The 15497-nt window shown below is 57.3% G+C and carries 14 protein-coding genes; 6 read left to right on the forward strand and 8 right to left on the reverse strand.

Features of this window, described 5'->3' with window-relative positions; all coding sequences use genetic code 11:
• Positions 1-1160: 1160 nt before the first annotated feature.
• Complete coding sequence (locus tag NH395_RS11140) at positions 1161-2474, forward strand: hypothetical protein (RefSeq protein WP_253024821.1); 1314 nt, start codon at positions 1161-1163, stop codon at positions 2472-2474.
• Positions 2475-2481: 7 nt separating this feature from the next.
• Here NH395_RS11140 and NH395_RS11145 read toward each other — a convergent pair whose 3' ends face one another.
• Positions 2482-3003 (reverse strand): zinc ribbon-containing protein, encoded by a 522-nt coding sequence (locus NH395_RS11145; protein ID WP_253024823.1) that lies wholly within the window; start codon positions 3001-3003, stop codon positions 2482-2484.
• Positions 3004-3164: 161 nt separating this feature from the next.
• Here NH395_RS11145 and leuS point away from each other — a divergent pair, with 161 nt between their 5' ends.
• From leuS to NH395_RS11170, 5 genes are all read left to right on the forward strand, one after another.
• Entirely contained in the window at positions 3165-5750 is a 2586-nt protein-coding gene (gene leuS / locus NH395_RS11150) for a leucine--tRNA ligase (protein ID WP_253024825.1), read from the forward strand.
• A complete protein-coding gene (locus tag NH395_RS11155; RefSeq protein ID WP_253024827.1) occupies positions 5747-6241 on the forward strand; it encodes a hypothetical protein in 495 nt (164 codons plus the stop codon). The genes leuS and NH395_RS11155 overlap by 4 nt, the downstream gene beginning before the upstream one ends.
• A complete protein-coding gene (gene holA, locus NH395_RS11160; protein WP_092828769.1) occupies positions 6238-7305 on the forward strand; it encodes a DNA polymerase III subunit delta in 1068 nt (355 codons plus the stop codon). Before NH395_RS11155 ends, holA begins: the two co-directional genes overlap by 4 nt.
• A 175-nt stretch (positions 7306-7480) precedes the next feature.
• Complete coding sequence (locus NH395_RS11165) at positions 7481-7876, forward strand: PA2779 family protein (protein ID WP_253024829.1); 396 nt, start codon at positions 7481-7483, stop codon at positions 7874-7876.
• Between the two features lie 18 nt (positions 7877-7894).
• Positions 7895-8839: a PA2778 family cysteine peptidase gene (locus NH395_RS11170; RefSeq protein WP_253024831.1), complete on the forward strand. Its 945-nt coding sequence runs from the start codon at positions 7895-7897 to the stop codon at positions 8837-8839.
• A 61-nt stretch (positions 8840-8900) separates the two neighbouring features.
• On the opposite strand, the gene nqrM is transcribed toward NH395_RS11170, so the two are convergent.
• From nqrM to NH395_RS11205, 7 genes are all read right to left on the reverse strand, one after another.
• Positions 8901-9155 carry a (Na+)-NQR maturation NqrM gene (gene nqrM / locus NH395_RS11175; protein WP_066315197.1) on the reverse strand — a complete coding sequence of 85 codons (255 nt, stop codon included), beginning with the start codon at positions 9153-9155 and terminating at the stop codon, positions 8901-8903.
• 130 nt (positions 9156-9285) lie between these two features.
• Positions 9286-10518, reverse strand: a complete 1233-nt coding sequence (gene nqrF, locus NH395_RS11180; protein ID WP_253024833.1) for an NADH:ubiquinone reductase (Na(+)-transporting) subunit F — start codon at positions 10516-10518, stop codon at positions 9286-9288.
• Between the two features lie 73 nt (positions 10519-10591).
• A complete protein-coding gene (gene nqrE / locus NH395_RS11185; RefSeq protein WP_085919292.1) occupies positions 10592-11209 on the reverse strand; it encodes an NADH:ubiquinone reductase (Na(+)-transporting) subunit E in 618 nt (205 codons plus the stop codon).
• Position 11210: 1 nt separating this feature from the next.
• A complete protein-coding gene (locus NH395_RS11190) occupies positions 11211-11879 on the reverse strand; it encodes an NADH:ubiquinone reductase (Na(+)-transporting) subunit D (RefSeq protein WP_085919291.1) in 669 nt (222 codons plus the stop codon).
• Between the two features lie 2 nt (positions 11880-11881).
• On the reverse strand, positions 11882-12703 hold the full coding sequence (locus tag NH395_RS11195) for a Na(+)-translocating NADH-quinone reductase subunit C (RefSeq protein ID WP_253024835.1): 822 nt from the start codon (positions 12701-12703) through the stop codon (positions 11882-11884).
• Positions 12703-13929 carry an NADH:ubiquinone reductase (Na(+)-transporting) subunit B gene (locus NH395_RS11200; protein WP_253024837.1) on the reverse strand — a complete coding sequence of 409 codons (1227 nt, stop codon included), beginning with the start codon at positions 13927-13929 and terminating at the stop codon, positions 12703-12705. Before NH395_RS11200 ends, NH395_RS11195 begins: the two co-directional genes overlap by 1 nt.
• Positions 13929-15278: a Na(+)-translocating NADH-quinone reductase subunit A gene (locus tag NH395_RS11205; protein WP_253024839.1), complete on the reverse strand. Its 1350-nt coding sequence runs from the start codon at positions 15276-15278 to the stop codon at positions 13929-13931. The genes NH395_RS11200 and NH395_RS11205 overlap by 1 nt, the downstream gene beginning before the upstream one ends.
• Positions 15279-15497: the final 219 nt, after the last annotated feature.

Consider the following 15497-nt stretch of genomic DNA (forward strand, 5'->3'; position numbering starts at 1 on the left):
CGGGTCTTTCGCTTCTTGTTCTGGTACTCGGCTTCGGAGAAAGTGATCTGATCCATGCGGTAATGAATCCTAGGCAGTTGACGATGGCCGTATTATCGCTGATTTCGGAGACTTATTCAGAGTCTCCTTAGCAAATGTAACCTACCTTTTCGCGTGTAACCACATGATTTTCAATTAAATTAATATTAATTAGGCTACATTTGCAGAATTCTACCACTTGTGTGTTTTGCCAAGCTCAATAATACTGTATGCATATCCACCATTAGGAGATCGACACCAAATGGATATGCAAAGCAGGTCCCCGAAACTAATGGATCGTGTGAAAGCTGCTATGCGAGTAAAGCGCTACAGCCCACGTACCGGAAAAACATATACGCTAAACGAAGGCACGCTACCGCCCCGGTACGACTGGGATGCGTTAGAACGCTCCGCTTGCGACCGTCTCATCAATTTTTTCGCCTATTTCGAATTACACAGACGTTATATCGTTGACGTTACTCAGTTTCCTTTGGCATTGCAAAGCAGACACTAACTTTTTGTTATGGCATTCCTCACCCCAAGTTCATGGCGGGGTTTTTGGCCTTTTCATTGCTTGGCTAGTCTGGCTCCTGCATTGGTGTGGGGCATGTAGGGTTGCTTGACGAGTTGGATTTCTGAGCGCTTCGGTAGGTGCCTTTCTCGAACCCATGCGTGCGTTAGATGTTGTGGCTTTATCATCGCCCGACAAGTTCCTACATTGGTGTGGTGCCCTTAGAGGTTGCGTGGCGCGGTGGGTTTCTGGGCATTTTGGTGGGTGCCTTTCTCTAATCCATGCATGCGTTAGGTGTTGTGGCCTTATCAATCGCCCGACAAAGTCTGGCTCCTACATTGGTATAGTGCTTGTAGTGGGTGGCGTAACATTATGAATTTATGAGCATTCCGATTAGTGGCTTTCTCGAACCCATGCATGCATTAGGTGTTGTGGCCTTATCAATCGCCCGACAAGTCGAGCTCCTACAATGGTGTGGTGGCTGTAGGGGGTTCCGTGGCGTGGGGGGGTTCTGTGCATTTTGGTGGGTGCTTTTACCGGACCCAGGGTGTTGAGGCCTTGCAGATCGGTTCGGGGCTGGCCTTCCGTTGCAAACCCGATTAGCCTGCTAACTCAACCATAAGGGATTGAGATGCAAGAGACGACTTCTCGGCAGCGCTTGGCGGGCGTGCTGATTTTGCTTGGCTTAGTAGTGCAAATAGCGGGGTTTAGCGGCTGGGCGGCGACCACGCAGGCGGTGAGCTATGTGCTGTGGGCGGCGGTAATGTTGCTGTGGCGGGATATTCCCAGGCGTTCGCGGATCCAGGCGGGGGTGTTGATTGCACTGGGTGCGGGCATGCTTTTGGTGGCGCGGTTTGTTTACGGCGCTGAGGTTGATTGGCCTGCCATGTTGCAAGGCAACGTGTTCGTGGTGGCTATGCTGGTGGGCGTGAGTTTTATTACGCTGATTGGCAAGCAAGGCAGCAAAGGTGCCTCGGGCAGCCGGGTGACCGGCGCGGGTGGCGTGTTGCGCACCTGGCTGGGCGTGCATTTTCTGGGTACGATCCTGAACCTTTCCACCGTGCTGATGGTTGGCGATAAGCTGGCCCGGCGCGGGCCGCTTAAGATGCCGCAGCTGTTGGCGCTTAACCGTGGGCTTTCCAGCGCCGCCCTTTGGTCGCCGTTTTTCGCCTCGATGGGCCTGGTGATCTCGCTGGTGCCCGATGTCCAGTACGCGCACATTGCTCTGGCGGGCTTTCCCCTGGCGATGATGGCGGGGTTGTTCACGACGCTGGAGCTTAGACGGCGATTTGACCTGCGCGAGGTGGATGGCTATTCGCTGGCACCGCGCAGTCTGCTGATGCCCGTGGGCATGGCGGCGCTGGTGATGTTGTTTCACTTCTGGCTGACGCCGTCGCTAACCATTGTCAGCATTATTACTTTCCTGCTGCCGGCCGTTGCGGTGCTGAGCAACCTGCGCGAGGGTCCGCGTTTTACCCTGCGGCGAGTCCGCCAGCATACCCTCAGCCGCTTACCTGCCATGCGCGGCGAGGTATCGCTGTTCCTGGCGGCGGGGTTATTGACGCTAGGGCTTTCCACCCTGGTATCGGCCGCGGCGGGTAGCGACTGGACCCTGTTTGCTGACTTTGGCACACCCCAGGCGATGATCAGCTTCGCCGCTATCTCCCTGAGTGCCCTGGCCGGGTTGCACCCGATTATCGGCGTGTCGGTATTGGCCTCGATACTCAATCTGGAGGGCGGTGAGCAAACGCTGTTTGCCTTTGTGGCATTGAGCTCGTGGGCGGTGGGCACCAGCGTGGGGCCGCTGTCGGGCATCAACCTGTCCCTTCAGGGCCGCTACGGGGTGAGCGGCTACCGGATGATGACCAACAACCTGCTGTACGCTGCTGTCCTGAGCCTGCTTTCGCTGGGCGCGATCGCAGGCGTCAGTTTGACCGTCGGCTAGCGTTGTATCAGGTCTCGACGATTTTGCCGGGGAAGCGGTAAAAGTAACGATGGCCGCACTGGTGGCAAGGCTCCAGACGCGCAACATTTTCCAGCATCACCTGGGCATCGCAGTGCACACAGGCCATCAGGCCGGGAGCGGCCAGCTCACCTTCGCAGTAATCGGCGCGGGCGGCTTCCAGGTCATCGTCAAAGCGCTCACGCTCGACGATGCTACGGTCGGCAATCGAAAGTAGCGATTCCGCTACGCGGCGGGTAAGGTGGTCAATATCGATACCCAGCCAGTGGGCTACCTGCTTACCGGTATCCGACATGTAGTGGCGCATGTCTTTCAGGTCACGCTCCACCCAGGCCCGTAGCAAAGCCAGTTCGTCTTTGGTGTACTCTTCCAGCTCCGCTTCAAATTCAACGGCGTCGTCCAGGTCCTTTTGCAGATTGTCCCAGGTCAGCTCGTCAGCGCCATCCCGCATCCGTTCCAGCAAACGCTCGTAGCCTTCGCGCAGGCGATGGTCGTTGTGTTGTTCACTCATGGTCCCTCTCCTTTTGTCGACGCGCGGTGTGACCTATCATGGCCTAGCCGTTCAAGGATACACCTGCATAGGATACAATCGACGCCATTAATCTGACAGTCGTCATCTAACATTCACTTTGCGCCCAACTTGGGCGATACGCCAAGGCATTAAATAAACCGATGGACGCACACTACAGCCCTCGTGAAATTGAACGCGACGCCCAACAATATTGGGATCAACATCAATGCTTTAAAGCAGTAGAGGACGCGAACCGCGAAAAGTTTTACTGCCTTTCGATGTTCCCCTACCCCAGCGGCAAGCTGCACATGGGCCACGTGCGTAACTACACTATCGGCGACGTGGTGTCCCGCTTCCAGCGCATGCAGGGCAAGAATGTCATGCAGCCCATGGGTTGGGATGCGTTCGGCATGCCGGCGGAAAACGCCGCGATTCAAAACCAGGTGCCGCCCGCCAAGTGGACGTACCAGAACATCGACTACATGCGCAATCAGTTGAAAGCCCTTGGCTTTGCCTACGACTGGAGCCGTGAATTCGCCACCTGCGATACCAGCTATTACCGCTGGGAGCAGTGGTTCTTCACCAAGCTGGTGGAAAAGGGGCTGGTGTACAAGAAGATGTCCACGGTCAACTGGGACCCGGTCGACCAGACCGTTCTGGCCAACGAGCAGGTCATCGAGGGCCGCGGCTGGCGTTCCGGCGCCTTGGTCGAGCGCAAGGAAATCCCGCTGTGGTTTTTGAAGATCACCGACTACGCCGATGAGCTGCTGGCGGATCTCGACAACGTCGAGTGGCCCGAGCAGGTCAAGACCATGCAGCGCAACTGGATCGGCAAGTCCCAGGGCGTCGAGTTGTCTTTCGATATCAAGGCCCCCGACGGCTCGAGCGGCGAGCCGCTTTCGGTCTACACCACGCGCCCGGACACGTTGTTCGGCGTTACTTACATGGCCGTCGCCGCCGATCACCCGCTGGCCAAACAGGCCGCTGAATGCAACGCCGAGCTGCAGGCCTTCCGCGAGGAGTGCGCCCGGGGCGGCACCTCGGAAGCCGAAATGGCCACCAAGGAGAAAAAGGGCCTGCCCACGGGCTTCAAGGCCATTCATCCGCTTACCGGCAACGAAGTGCCCGTCTTTGTGGCCAACTTCGTGCTGATGGAGTTCGGCACCGGGGCGGTCATGGCCGTGCCCGCCCACGACCAGCGCGACTGGGAGTTCGCCACCAAGTACGGCATCGAGATCAAGCCGGTGATTGCCGATGAAAACGGCAACACCCCCGACCTGTCGCAGGGCGCGTATGCCGAACACGGCACGCTGATCAATTCCGGCGAGTTCAACGGGCTGGGCTTTGAGGAAGGCTTTGATGCAATCGCCGCCAAGCTCGCCGAGATGGGCCGCGGCGAGGTCAAGACCAATTACCGCCTGCGCGACTGGGGGGTGGCCCGCCAGCGTTACTGGGGCGCGCCGATTCCGGTCAAATACGGCCCTGAAGGCCAGACCGTGCCGCTCACCGATGACCAGTTGCCGGTGGAGCTGCCGATGGAAGTCACCGTCGACGCCTCGGGGTCACCGCTCAAGAAGATGCCCGAGTTTTCCGACCTGGGCGACGGCTGGACCCGGGAAACCGACACCTTCGATACCTTCATGGAGTCCTCGTGGTATTTCGCGCGCTTCTGCTGCGCCGACAACCACGAAGCCATGCTCGATGAGCGCGCCAACTACTGGCTGCCGGTCGACCTTTACATCGGCGGGATCGAGCACGCCATTCTCCACCTGCTCTACGCCCGCTTCTTCCACAAGCTGATGCGTGACTTTGGCCTGGTGGATTCCGACGAGCCCTTCCAGCAGCTGCTGACCCAGGGCATGGTGATTGCGGAAACCTACTACCGCGCCACCGAGAACGGCGGCAAGGAGTGGTTCAACCCCGCCGATGTCGAGGTCAAGCGCGATGAGAAAGGCCGTCCACTGAGCGCGGTATTGATCAGCGACGGCCAGCCGGTGGAAATGGGCGGCATCGAGAAGATGTCCAAGTCGAAGAATAACGGCGTTGACCCGCAGTCGATGATCGACAAGTTCGGCGCCGACACCGTTCGCCTGTTCATGATGTTCGCCGCACCCCCCGAGCAGTCGCTGGAGTGGTCGGATTCCGGCGTGGAAGGCGCCCACCGCTTCCTGAAGCGCATGTGGCGGCAGGTGCACGAACATCTTGAAGCCGGTTCGCCGGGCAAGCTGGACGTGGCCGCGCTCGATGACGACCAGAAGGCACTGCGCCGCAAAACCCATGAAACCATCAAGAAAGCCAGCGACGACATTGGCCGCCGGACGACCTTCAACACCGCCATTGCCGCGGTGATGGAGCTGTCCAACGCCCTGGCCCGCTTCGAGGACGACTCGGCCCAAGGGCTTGCGGTGAGCCGTGAGGCACTGGAAGCCTGCGTATTGCTGCTGGCACCGATCACGCCGCACCTTTGCCATCGCCTGTGGCAGCAGTTGGGCCATACGACCCCGGCGATCGAAACGCCCTGGCCTGCCGTCGACGAAGCGGCGCTCACCCGCGACACCATCGAGCTTGTGGTTCAGGTCAACGGCAAATTGCGCGCCCGCCTGGAAGCCCCCGCCAGCGCCGACAAAGCCGCCATCGAGCAGTTGGCAATGGAAAACGACAACGTCCAGCGTCACCTGGAAGACAAGACGGTGCGTAAAGTCATCGTGGTACCGGGCAAGCTGGTCAACATAGTGGTGAGCGGATGAATCGACGGACTTTTTTAGCCACCAGCATGGCCGCCTCAACGGCCGTGCTCCTCAGCGCCTGCGGTTTTCGACTGCGCGGTGCGGGTTCAATGCCCAGCCTGCCGCCGCTGGCCCTTGAAGGCGATACCAATAGCGACCTGGCTCGCCAGCTGACCAGTCGCCTGGAACAGCTAGGCACTCGGCTTGGTGATAGCGGCGAATGGCGCGTGACGCTGGGGTCGCCGAGGCTGGACGAACGACGCCTGGGCGGCGAAGTTCGCGGTAGCCGAGACCACGAGCTGACCCTTAACATTACGCTGTCTGTCCAGCGCCGGGAAGACAACGCCTACCTGCTCAACGGTGAAACGCTGTCGACCAGCACCCGCATTCGCGTCAACGACAATGACCTGCTCAACCGCGAGGACCTGTTCAATGAAGCCGAGCAGACCCTCAATCGTGAATTGACGCAGCGCATTATCGAACGTCTCAGCGCCCTTGATAACGCCTCGTGAAAGTCTTTGCCGACCAACTGCCCGCTGCCCTGGCCAAGTCGCTGCCCAAGGTCGTGATCGTGGCGGGGGATGAGCCCCTGCAGCACCGTGATGCCTGCGATGCCGTGAGAGCCGCTGCCCGCCAGGCGGGTATCGAAGAACGCGAAGTCCTGGACGTGGAGCCCAACTTTGCCTGGGGGCGGCTGCTCGAGGTGGCGAGCAACCTGTCGCTGTTCGCCACCAACAAACTGCTTGAACTGCGTTTGGGCCAACACAAGCTGGGCCAGGAAGGAAGCAAGGCCTTGGCTGAATACGCCCAGCACCTGGACAATAACGATGACCTGCTGTTGATCAGCATGGGCAAGCTGGATGCCAAGCAGCAAAAAAGTGCCTGGTTCAAGGCTCTCGATAAGCATGGCCTGTTTGTCCCGGTATGGCCGGTTGATGTCTCGCGGCTGGGTTATTTTCTACGCGACCGCGCCTCGCTTCACGGCTTGCAGATCGACCTGGACGCCGCTCGCCTGTTGGGTGAACGCACCGAAGGCAACCTGCTGGCCGCTGACCAGGCCATGCAGAAACTGGCCCTCATCCACCCCCAGGGCACCCGGCTTACCGCGGAAAGCATCGCCCAGGGTGTGGAAGACAGCACCCGCTTTGATGTCTTCACCCTGGCCGACGCCTGTCTGAAAGGCGAGCCCAGCCGTGTCTCGCGGATTATCACCGGGTTGCGCAGTGAGGGCGTGGAAGCGCCTATCGTCCTCTGGGCGCTAACCCGCGAGCTGCGCACCCTATTGTCGCTGCATCAGCACATGGACCAGGGCCAGAGCTTTGAGCACGCCTGCAAGGCACAAAAGCCGATGATTTTCGACAAGCGCCGTCCGGCCTATCAAAAAGCCACTCAGCGGCTACCCATGAAGCGGTTGCACAAGCTGCTATTGATGGCTCAGCGACTGGATCTCGCCGTTAAAGGGGCGTCACCGGTGCCGTTATGGCCCGGGTTGCACGACCTGGCGATGACCATGGCCGGTGGACGCGGGTTACTGGCTGAATCCGCCTGGACGTACCGCGTTGCGCCCAGCTTTTAGGTCCTGGCTTGTGGCGACCGACCTCCGTGCGCTGCTGCCGGAATAAGCAACAACCGTGAATTCTCGGTACCAAAGCGTGTACCCGGCTTAAAAAAAGGCTAAATTCTTCCTATACTTTTGTTTCAAGCCATTTGTGCTTGGCCCATCCCTACAAACATGTCTAAGGATCAAGACGATGAATAAAGTACGTGCCTATCTCTCGACGCTGCTAATTGCTGCCCTGGTCATTACCAGCCTGCCCGTTGCAGCGGCACCGGCCTCCTCCACAACGGACCTTGTCAGCACTCAGTCCGTGCTTGCCAACGACGGTGCCCAGGCAGACCGCGAGCGGATCCACCAGCTGCTTAACCGCGCCGACATCCAGGACGAACTGGTCAAACAAGGCGTTGATCTGGACGAGGTGGAAGCGCGTGTTGCCGCCTTGAGCGATGCTGAAGCCCAGCAGATGGCCAACCAACTGGAAGAGCTGCCAGCTGGCGCAGGGGTCGTGGGCGCCCTGTTTGCGGTCTTTATTATTCTACTGGTCACTGACATTCTCGGCCTGACCGATGTTTATCCGTTTACCCGCTAATCCATGAAGCCTTTCTTCATGAACACTATCTACTGTTTTCAAAACGCCCGCCTCGCGGGCGTTTTCGTCTTGGTACTGTTACTCACGGCTTGCGCCAGCGCGCCGCAGCTGCGCGATAGCACTGAGCAGCGCCTGCCCCGCCAAAGCGAGATCAGCGACGTCCCCTTTTACGCCCAGACCGAGTACCAGTGCGGCCCGGCAGCGCTGGCCATGGTCCTGAACCATCAGGGGGTCGATACCGACGTCGAGACGCTTATTCCCCAGGTATTCATTCCTGGCCGCGAAGGCAGTGTCCAACCGGAAATGCTGGCCACCGTGCGTCGTCATGAGCGTATCGCCTATCCCATTCGCGGCAGCTTCGACGACCTGTTGGGGCATCTGGCGGCCGGGGACCCGGTGCTGGTCATGCAGAACCTGTCACTTGCGGCATTTCCCATGTGGCATTACGCGGTGGCGATTGGCTACGACCTGGATGACGATACCCTGATACTGCGCAGTGGCGAAATCGAGCGGCATACCCTGTCTTTCAGCCGCTTTGATGCCACCTGGGCAAGAACCGATCGCTGGGGATTTGTGGTGGCCAAGCCTGGCACCCTGCCCGAAGGCATTACCGCACGCAACGCGATCAATGCGATCAGCGCCTACGAGGAAGCGCATGGCCCTGAAGCCACGCTGGGCAGCTGGCAGGCAATGACGGAGCGTTACCCCAATAATGCGATTGGTCAGTTCGGCCTGGCGAATGCCTATTACGCCAACCAGCAGCCGGACAAAGCGCTCAGCGCCTTCCAGGCAGCCGCTCAGCGTGATCCGCAGATGGGCGCAGCGTGGCTGAATATCGGGCTGTTGCAGCTACAGAGGGAGCAGCCTGGGGCGGCTCGAGAAGCCCTCAGCAAAGCGGCGGCCATCGAAGGTAGCTGGCAGGAGCGTGCTCAGGAAGTGCTGGAAAATCAGCTGGGCAGATAACTGAAAACGCCGTGGCAAAGCCACGGCGTTTTGGGAAATCATCAATCCTGTGAGTCGGAAATTAACGGCGGGAAGCGTTGTAGCCGAGATCGGCGCCACGGCTTTCATCGCTGCGGCGACGTGCGCTACCGCGTTTACGGTTCTCTTCCTCGCACACCTTGTCTTTACCCCCGCAGATATCGCAGCCGTCTTTCATGCCGATTTGATTCAAGCCGCCACAGGAGCCCGCAATGGGCTTGCGTCCCATGATGACGCCCACGGCCATGACCGTCATTACAAGGGCCATGAACCCGAAAACCAGTAGCCAGATAGCCATAATTACCTCCTCTCACGATGGGGCCTTACCAGTAGACAATAACAAGTTCCGTTAGTGCCTGATATTCCACAACGCGAAAATAAAGGGGGCCAGCCAATGGCCAGCCCCGCAATTGCCCTTGGGCATGCTATTAACCGCCGAAATCATCCAGCATGATGTTTTCCGGCTCAACACCCAGATCAAGCAGCAGCTTGATGCACGAGGCGTTCATCATGGGCGGCCCACACATGTAGTACTCGCAATCTTCCGGCGCGGGGTGGTCCTTCAGATAGTTTTCATACAACACGTTGTGAATGAAGCCCGTCGCTCCTTCCCAGTTATCCTCGGGTAGCGGGTCTGACAACGCCAGATGCCATTCGAAGTTCGGGAATTCTTCCGCCAGCTGGTCGTATTCTTCATTGTAGAAGGTTTCACGCCATGAGCGTGCACCGTACCAGAATGAAATTTTACGATCGGTTTTCAACCGCTTGAGCTGGTCGAAAATATGGCTGCGCATCGGCGCCATGCCCGCACCACCGCCGATAAAGATCATTTCGGCGTCGGTATCCTTGGCAAAGAACTCACCGAACGGCCCCATCACGGTCACCTTGTCGCCCGGCTTCAGGCTAAAGACATAGGTGGACATCAAGCCGGGGGGATGGCTGGTGCCGGGAGGCGGTGTCGCGATACGGATGTTGAACTTGAGGATACCCTTTTCATCGGGGTAGTTCGCCATTGAGTAAGCGCGAATGATTTCCTCGTTGTTCTTGTGGGAAACGTCGAACAAGCCGAATTTTTCCCAATCGCCACGGTATTCCTCTTCGATATCAAAATCAGAGAACTTGATATCGTACGGCGGCGCCACCAGCTGCACGTAGCCACCGGCGCGGAAAGCGACTTCTTCGCCTTCCGGCAGCTTCAGGTTCAGCTCTTTGATGAAGGTGGCAACGTTGGGGTTATCGATAACTTCGCATTCCCACTTCTTGACGCCAAACACTTCCTCAGGCACTTCAATCTTCATGTCCTGCTTGACAGGCACCTGGCAAGAAAGACGCCAGCCTTCCTTCTTCTCGCGCATGGTGAAGTGGGACTCTTCGGTGGGCAGGATAGAACCACCGCCGGTCTCTACACGGCACTTGCACTGGGCGCAGGAACCACCGCCGCCACAGGCCGAGGAAAGGAAAATGCCGTTGGCGGCCAGGGTGTTCAGTAGTTTGCCACCGGCCTGGGTCGTCAAGGTATGTTCAGGGTCATCGTTGACCTCAATGGTCACGTCCCCACTACTCACAAGCTTGCTTCGCGCTGCCAGAATGATCGCCGTTAAGCTGATAACGATGACCGTAAACATGACAACACCGAGCAAGATGACAGCTGTATCAACCATGTCGGTTTCCTATTGCTGAAGGGTTTTCTTTGCCCCGACGATGCGTATGCACCGTCGGGAAAACCGGCTCCGATTAAAGCTGAATACCTGAGAAGGACATAAAGCCCAACGACATCAGCCCTACGGTGATAAAGGTGATACCCAGGCCCTGCAAGCCCGCCGGTACATCGCTGTACTTGAGCTTTTCACGGATACCTGCCAGGGCAGCGATCGCCAGCGCCCAGCCAGTACCGGCACCAAAGCCATAGACCACCGACTCACCAAAGTTATAGCTACGCTCGACCATGAACAGTACGCCACCGAGAATGGCGCAGTTCACCGTGATCAGCGGTAGGAAAACCCCCAGCGCGTTATAGAGCGTAGGCACGTACTTATCCAGGAACATTTCCATGATCTGGACGAGTGCTGCGATAACCCCGATATAGCTGAGCAGGCCGAGGAACGACAGGTCGATGTTTTCAGCACCATTGATGCCGGTCCAGGTCAGTGCACCCTCCTGAAGCAGGAAGGTGTATACCAGGTTGTTGACCGGCACGGTGACGGTCAGTACGACAATAACGGCAATACCCAGGCCAATCGCTGAGGATACCTTTTTGGAGACGGCCAGAAAGGTACACATGCCGAGGAAGAAGGCCAACGCCATGTTTTCAACGAAGACCGACGCAACAAAAAGGCTTAGATAATGTTCCATGTTACACGGCCTCCTTCGGTTGAGTATTTTCCTTCATCTTGAACTCGTTCTCTTCAACCTGCTCAGGATTGAGTGAACGCAGCACCCAGATCAGCAGGCCGATGATGAAGAATGCAGAAGGCGGAAGCAGCAGCAAGCCGTTGCCCACGTACCAGCCACCGTCCTGAACGGTCGGCAGTACTGTAAAGCCAAACACGCTGCCTGAGCCCAGCAGTTCACGGAAGAAGCCGACGACCATCAGTACAAAGCCGTAACCCAGACCGTTACCGATACCGTCCAGGAAGGACATGCCGGGCGTGTTGGACATCGCAAAGCCTTCCGCACGTCCCATGACGATGCAGTTGGTAATGATCAAACCGACGAACACCGACAGCTGTTTGGACATTTCATACGCATAGGCTTTCAGGACCTGATCCACCACGATAACCAGCGAGGCGATGATGGTCATCTGGACAATGATCCGTATTGAAGACGGAATATGATTCCGGATCAACGATACAAACAGATTGGAAAATGCCGTTACAAAAATAACCGCCAACGCCATTACCAGCGAAACACTCATGCTGGTCGTCACCGCCAGCGCCGAACAGATACCCAATATCTGCAGTGCGATGGGGTTGTTCTTGAAAATCGGCGCTGTTAAAACGCCTTTTGCATTTACGTCCGCCATGATTAGGCCCCCTCAACGTCTTCGAAGTTGGTATCGGTGTCTTCGGCGTCTTCCGGGTCAGTACCGCTACGGAATTTCGCCAAATACGGACCGAAGCCTTCTTCGCTTAACCAGAATTGCAGCATGTTGGTCACGCCGTTACTGGTCAGCGTAGCGCCGGATAGCGCATCCACTTCGTGTTCGTTACTTGCGCCGCCTTTGGTCAGGTGGATTTCCGGCGAGAGATCGCCCTCTTCGTCGTAAATCTCCTTGCCTTCCCACTGGGCCTGCCAGCGCGGGTTGTTGACTTCGGCTCCCAGGCCAGGCGTTTCGCTGTGCTCGTAGTAGGTGATACTGACAATGGTATTGCCGTCACCCTCTACGGAGATGAAGCCACGCATGAGGCCCCAAAGGCCCTGACCACGAATCGGCAACACAATCTGTTCCGGGTCGCTTGCATCGCCAATCAGATACACCGTGGAGTAGTTTTCTACCCGGCTTAGACCCGCAATATCCTTTTCACCCGACAGCGTACGGCCAGTGGCCGGATCCCGCGCGGCTTCAAAGTTATTGAAGGTCTCCGGGTCGAACTCATCGGTATACTCACCGGAATCCATGTCAACGACACGGGCCGTGATCTGGTTGCTGAATACTTCTTCAACATCCATACCCGGCTCGTAGAGTTTGGCCACGTTAAGGATGTTGGTCTTACGGTCCAGTTCCTGGTTCAACTGCTGAGCGGGGCGTAATGCCACCGCCGCCGTCGAGACAATGACGGAGCACACGATACACAGTGCAAACGCCACTATCAGAACTTTCTTGATGGAGTTATTACCTTGTGCCATTAGGCAGTCTCCTCGGCCGGTACGCCCGTGCGCTTGACGCGACGCTTGATATTGGCCTGGACAAAGAAATGGTCAATCAACGGGGCAAACAGATTGGCAAACAGAATCGCCAGCATGATGCCTTCCGGGAAAGCCGGGTTCACCACGCGGATCAGCACCGTCATCACGCCGATCAAGGCGCCGAACACCAGGCGGCCCTGGTTGGTCATGGAGGCAGACACGGGATCCGTCGCCATGAACACCATGCCAAAGGCAAAGCCACCGATCACCAGGTGCCAGTACCACGGCATTGCAAACATCGGATTGGTATCAGACCCGATCAGATTGAACAGCGTGCTGGTGATGACCATGCCCAGGAAGACGCCCAGCATGATTCGCCAACTGGCTATCCCGGTCCACAGCAAGACGGCGGCCCCAATAAAGATCGCCAGCGTGGACACCTCGCCTACCGAGCCGGGAATAAAGCCTAGGAAAGCATCCCACCAGCTGAAGGTATCAGCCAGAGAGCCCATGCCTTCCTGGAAGGCCAGCGACAGCGCCGTGGCACCTGTATAGCCATCGGCTGCCACCCAGACAGAATCACCGGAAATTTGCGCCGGATAAGCAAAGTACAGAAATGCCCGGCCGGTCAGCGCGGGGTTCAGGAAGTTTTTGCCGGTCCCCCCGAAAATCTCCTTGCCGATGACCACGCCAAAGGTGATACCCAACGCCACCTGCCAGAGCGGAATCGTCGCCGGCAGGATCAGGGCGAACAGCACGGATGTCACGAAGAAGCCTTCATTGACCTCGTGGCCACGCTTGATGGCAAAGAGCACTTCCCAGAAACCACCGACGGCGAAGGTCACCAGGTAGATGGGCAGGAAGTAGGTTGCCCCCAACACGAAGTTTGCCCACAGGCTGCTCGGGTCGTGCCCACCTGCCAGGGTCATCATGATGGCTTCGCGCCAGCCGTCCATCGATGCATAGCCTGCCTCGATGGCTGTGTTGGCCTGCCAGCCCGCGTTCCACATGCCAAAGAACATCGCCGGGAAGGTACACATCCAGACGGTGATCATGATGCGCTTGAGGTCGATGCCATCGCGCACGTGGGCAGTGGTCTTGGCCACGCTGGGGGGAGAGTAGAAAATCGTATCTACGGCTTCATAAAGCGGGTAAAACTTCTCGTACTTACCACCTTTATGGAAGTGCGGCTCGATGTTATCGAGTGTTTGTCGAATACCCATCATCAGGCCTCTTTCTCGATCATGGTGAGATTGTCACGCAGAATGGGACCGTACTCGTATTTGCCGGGGCAAACATAGGTACACAGGGCAAGGTCCTCTTCGTCCAGCTCCAGACACCCCAATTGCATGGCAACCTCAATGTCGCCCACGATCAGCGAACGCAACAACTGCGTCGGCATAATGTCCAGCGGCATCACGGTTTCATAGACGCCAATTGGCACCATGGCACGCTCGGACCCATTAGTCGATGTTGTGGGGGCGTAGTTGCTCAGGCCCTTGATCTTGGAAAGATAAATACCCAGTACGGAATGGCGGTTAGCGCCTGGCGACAACCAGCCCATGAAAGAGCGCTTGTTACCCTCTTCAAGCAAACTGATTTGATTGTCGAAACGTCCCAGATAGGTCAGCTTTCCTTCGGCGGCAAAGCCCGAGAAGACTGATCCTGAAATAATGCGGGTGTCTTCCGGTTGGATGACATCCCCGGCCAGGAGTTCCTCAATGCTCGCACCCACACGGGTACGCACCAAACGCGGATTCTCGGCACGCGGACCGCCAATCGCGATCACACGGTTTACGTCGAGCTTACCTTCGGCAAACAGCTTGCCAAACGCAATGACGTCCTGATAACCAATGTGCCATACCTTTTTATGCAGGGCGACGGGCGACAGGTAATGAATATGGGTCCCTACCAGGCCTGCGGGATGAGGCCCTGCAAAGCTTTCGGTGGTAACACCCTCGACATCATCGCCGGGAACAGAGGCGTTAGCGCCCTTGCACAGAAAAACGTTGCCCTCGGTCAGGCGGGTTAGCACCTTGAGGCCGTCTTCAAATGCTTGTGTGTTCTCGTTGATGATCAACGCCGGATCAGCGCTGAGTGGATGAGTATCCACAGCAGTAACAAAAATATCGGTAGGCGTGCTGTCGATGGCCGGTGTCCGCGAGAAAGGACGCGTACGTAACGCGGTCCAGAGCCCGGACTCTACCAGCTGGTCAACCACGACCTGACGATCGAGCTGACCTAACGAGGCACGTTCATGAGAAGCAAAGCTCACCGCCTCTTCTTGCTCGTCGACTTTGATCACGACAGATAATAGACGACGCTTTTCGCCACGGTTTATTGCGACCACTTCACCGGAGGCGGGTGCGGTGAAGCGCACGCCATCAATTTTCTTGTCGGTGAAGAGCAGTTGGCCCAGTTTGACCTTATCCCCTTCCTGAACTTCCATTGTCGGCTTCATGCCAACGTAGTCAGTACCCAGGATTGCCACGTGGCGCACAGGACGCGCATCTTCAATACGCTGCTCGGGCGCTCCCGTGATGGGGAGATCCAGGCCTTTTTTGACTTCGATCATAGTCTCGCCCAGTTGATGGATCGGATATACGAAGGTAAGGGGTTCGAATGCTTATTTTCTGCTCAGTGAATTTTTGTTATCTGTTCAGATTGTTACCAGTCAGGCTCAAGCAGCACTTGAACCACCCCGAAAAATCAATCGTATTATAAAGACAACCGGGCCTAATGACTACATCAACCGGGGTCGCCTAAAGTGCTATAGACGCCCTCATTTCAAGAT

Origin of the sequence: Halomonas sp. Mc5H-6 (assembly GCF_024124705.1) — a bacterium.
GTDB lineage: Bacteria > Pseudomonadota > Gammaproteobacteria > Pseudomonadales > Halomonadaceae > Vreelandella > Vreelandella subterranea.

Bases quoted from the DNA above. Each gene is read 5' to 3' on its own strand.
- NH395_RS11205 (WP_253024839.1), bottom strand. From the start codon at position 15,278: ATGATCGAAGTCAAAAAAGGCCTGGATCTCCCCATCACGGGAGCGCCC.
- NH395_RS11195 (WP_253024835.1), bottom strand. From the start codon at position 12,703: ATGGCACAAGGTAATAACTCCATCAAGAAAGTTCTGATAGTGGCGTTT.
- NH395_RS11140 (WP_253024821.1), top strand. From the start codon at position 1,161: ATGCAAGAGACGACTTCTCGGCAGCGCTTGGCGGGCGTGCTGATTTTG.
- NH395_RS11155 (WP_253024827.1), top strand. From the start codon at position 5,747: ATGAATCGACGGACTTTTTTAGCCACCAGCATGGCCGCCTCAACGGCC.
- NH395_RS11170 (WP_253024831.1), top strand. From the start codon at position 7,895: ATGAACACTATCTACTGTTTTCAAAACGCCCGCCTCGCGGGCGTTTTC.
- leuS (WP_253024825.1), top strand. From the start codon at position 3,165: ATGGACGCACACTACAGCCCTCGTGAAATTGAACGCGACGCCCAACAA.
- NH395_RS11200 (WP_253024837.1), bottom strand. From the start codon at position 13,929: ATGATGGGTATTCGACAAACACTCGATAACATCGAGCCGCACTTCCAT.
- NH395_RS11190 (WP_085919291.1), bottom strand. From the start codon at position 11,879: ATGGCGGACGTAAATGCAAAAGGCGTTTTAACAGCGCCGATTTTCAAG.
- nqrM (WP_066315197.1), bottom strand. From the start codon at position 9,155: ATGGCTATCTGGCTACTGGTTTTCGGGTTCATGGCCCTTGTAATGACG.
- NH395_RS11165 (WP_253024829.1), top strand. From the start codon at position 7,481: ATGAATAAAGTACGTGCCTATCTCTCGACGCTGCTAATTGCTGCCCTG.
- nqrF (WP_253024833.1), bottom strand. From the start codon at position 10,518: ATGGTTGATACAGCTGTCATCTTGCTCGGTGTTGTCATGTTTACGGTC.
- nqrE (WP_085919292.1), bottom strand. From the start codon at position 11,209: ATGGAACATTATCTAAGCCTTTTTGTTGCGTCGGTCTTCGTTGAAAAC.
- NH395_RS11145 (WP_253024823.1), bottom strand. From the start codon at position 3,003: ATGAGTGAACAACACAACGACCATCGCCTGCGCGAAGGCTACGAGCGT.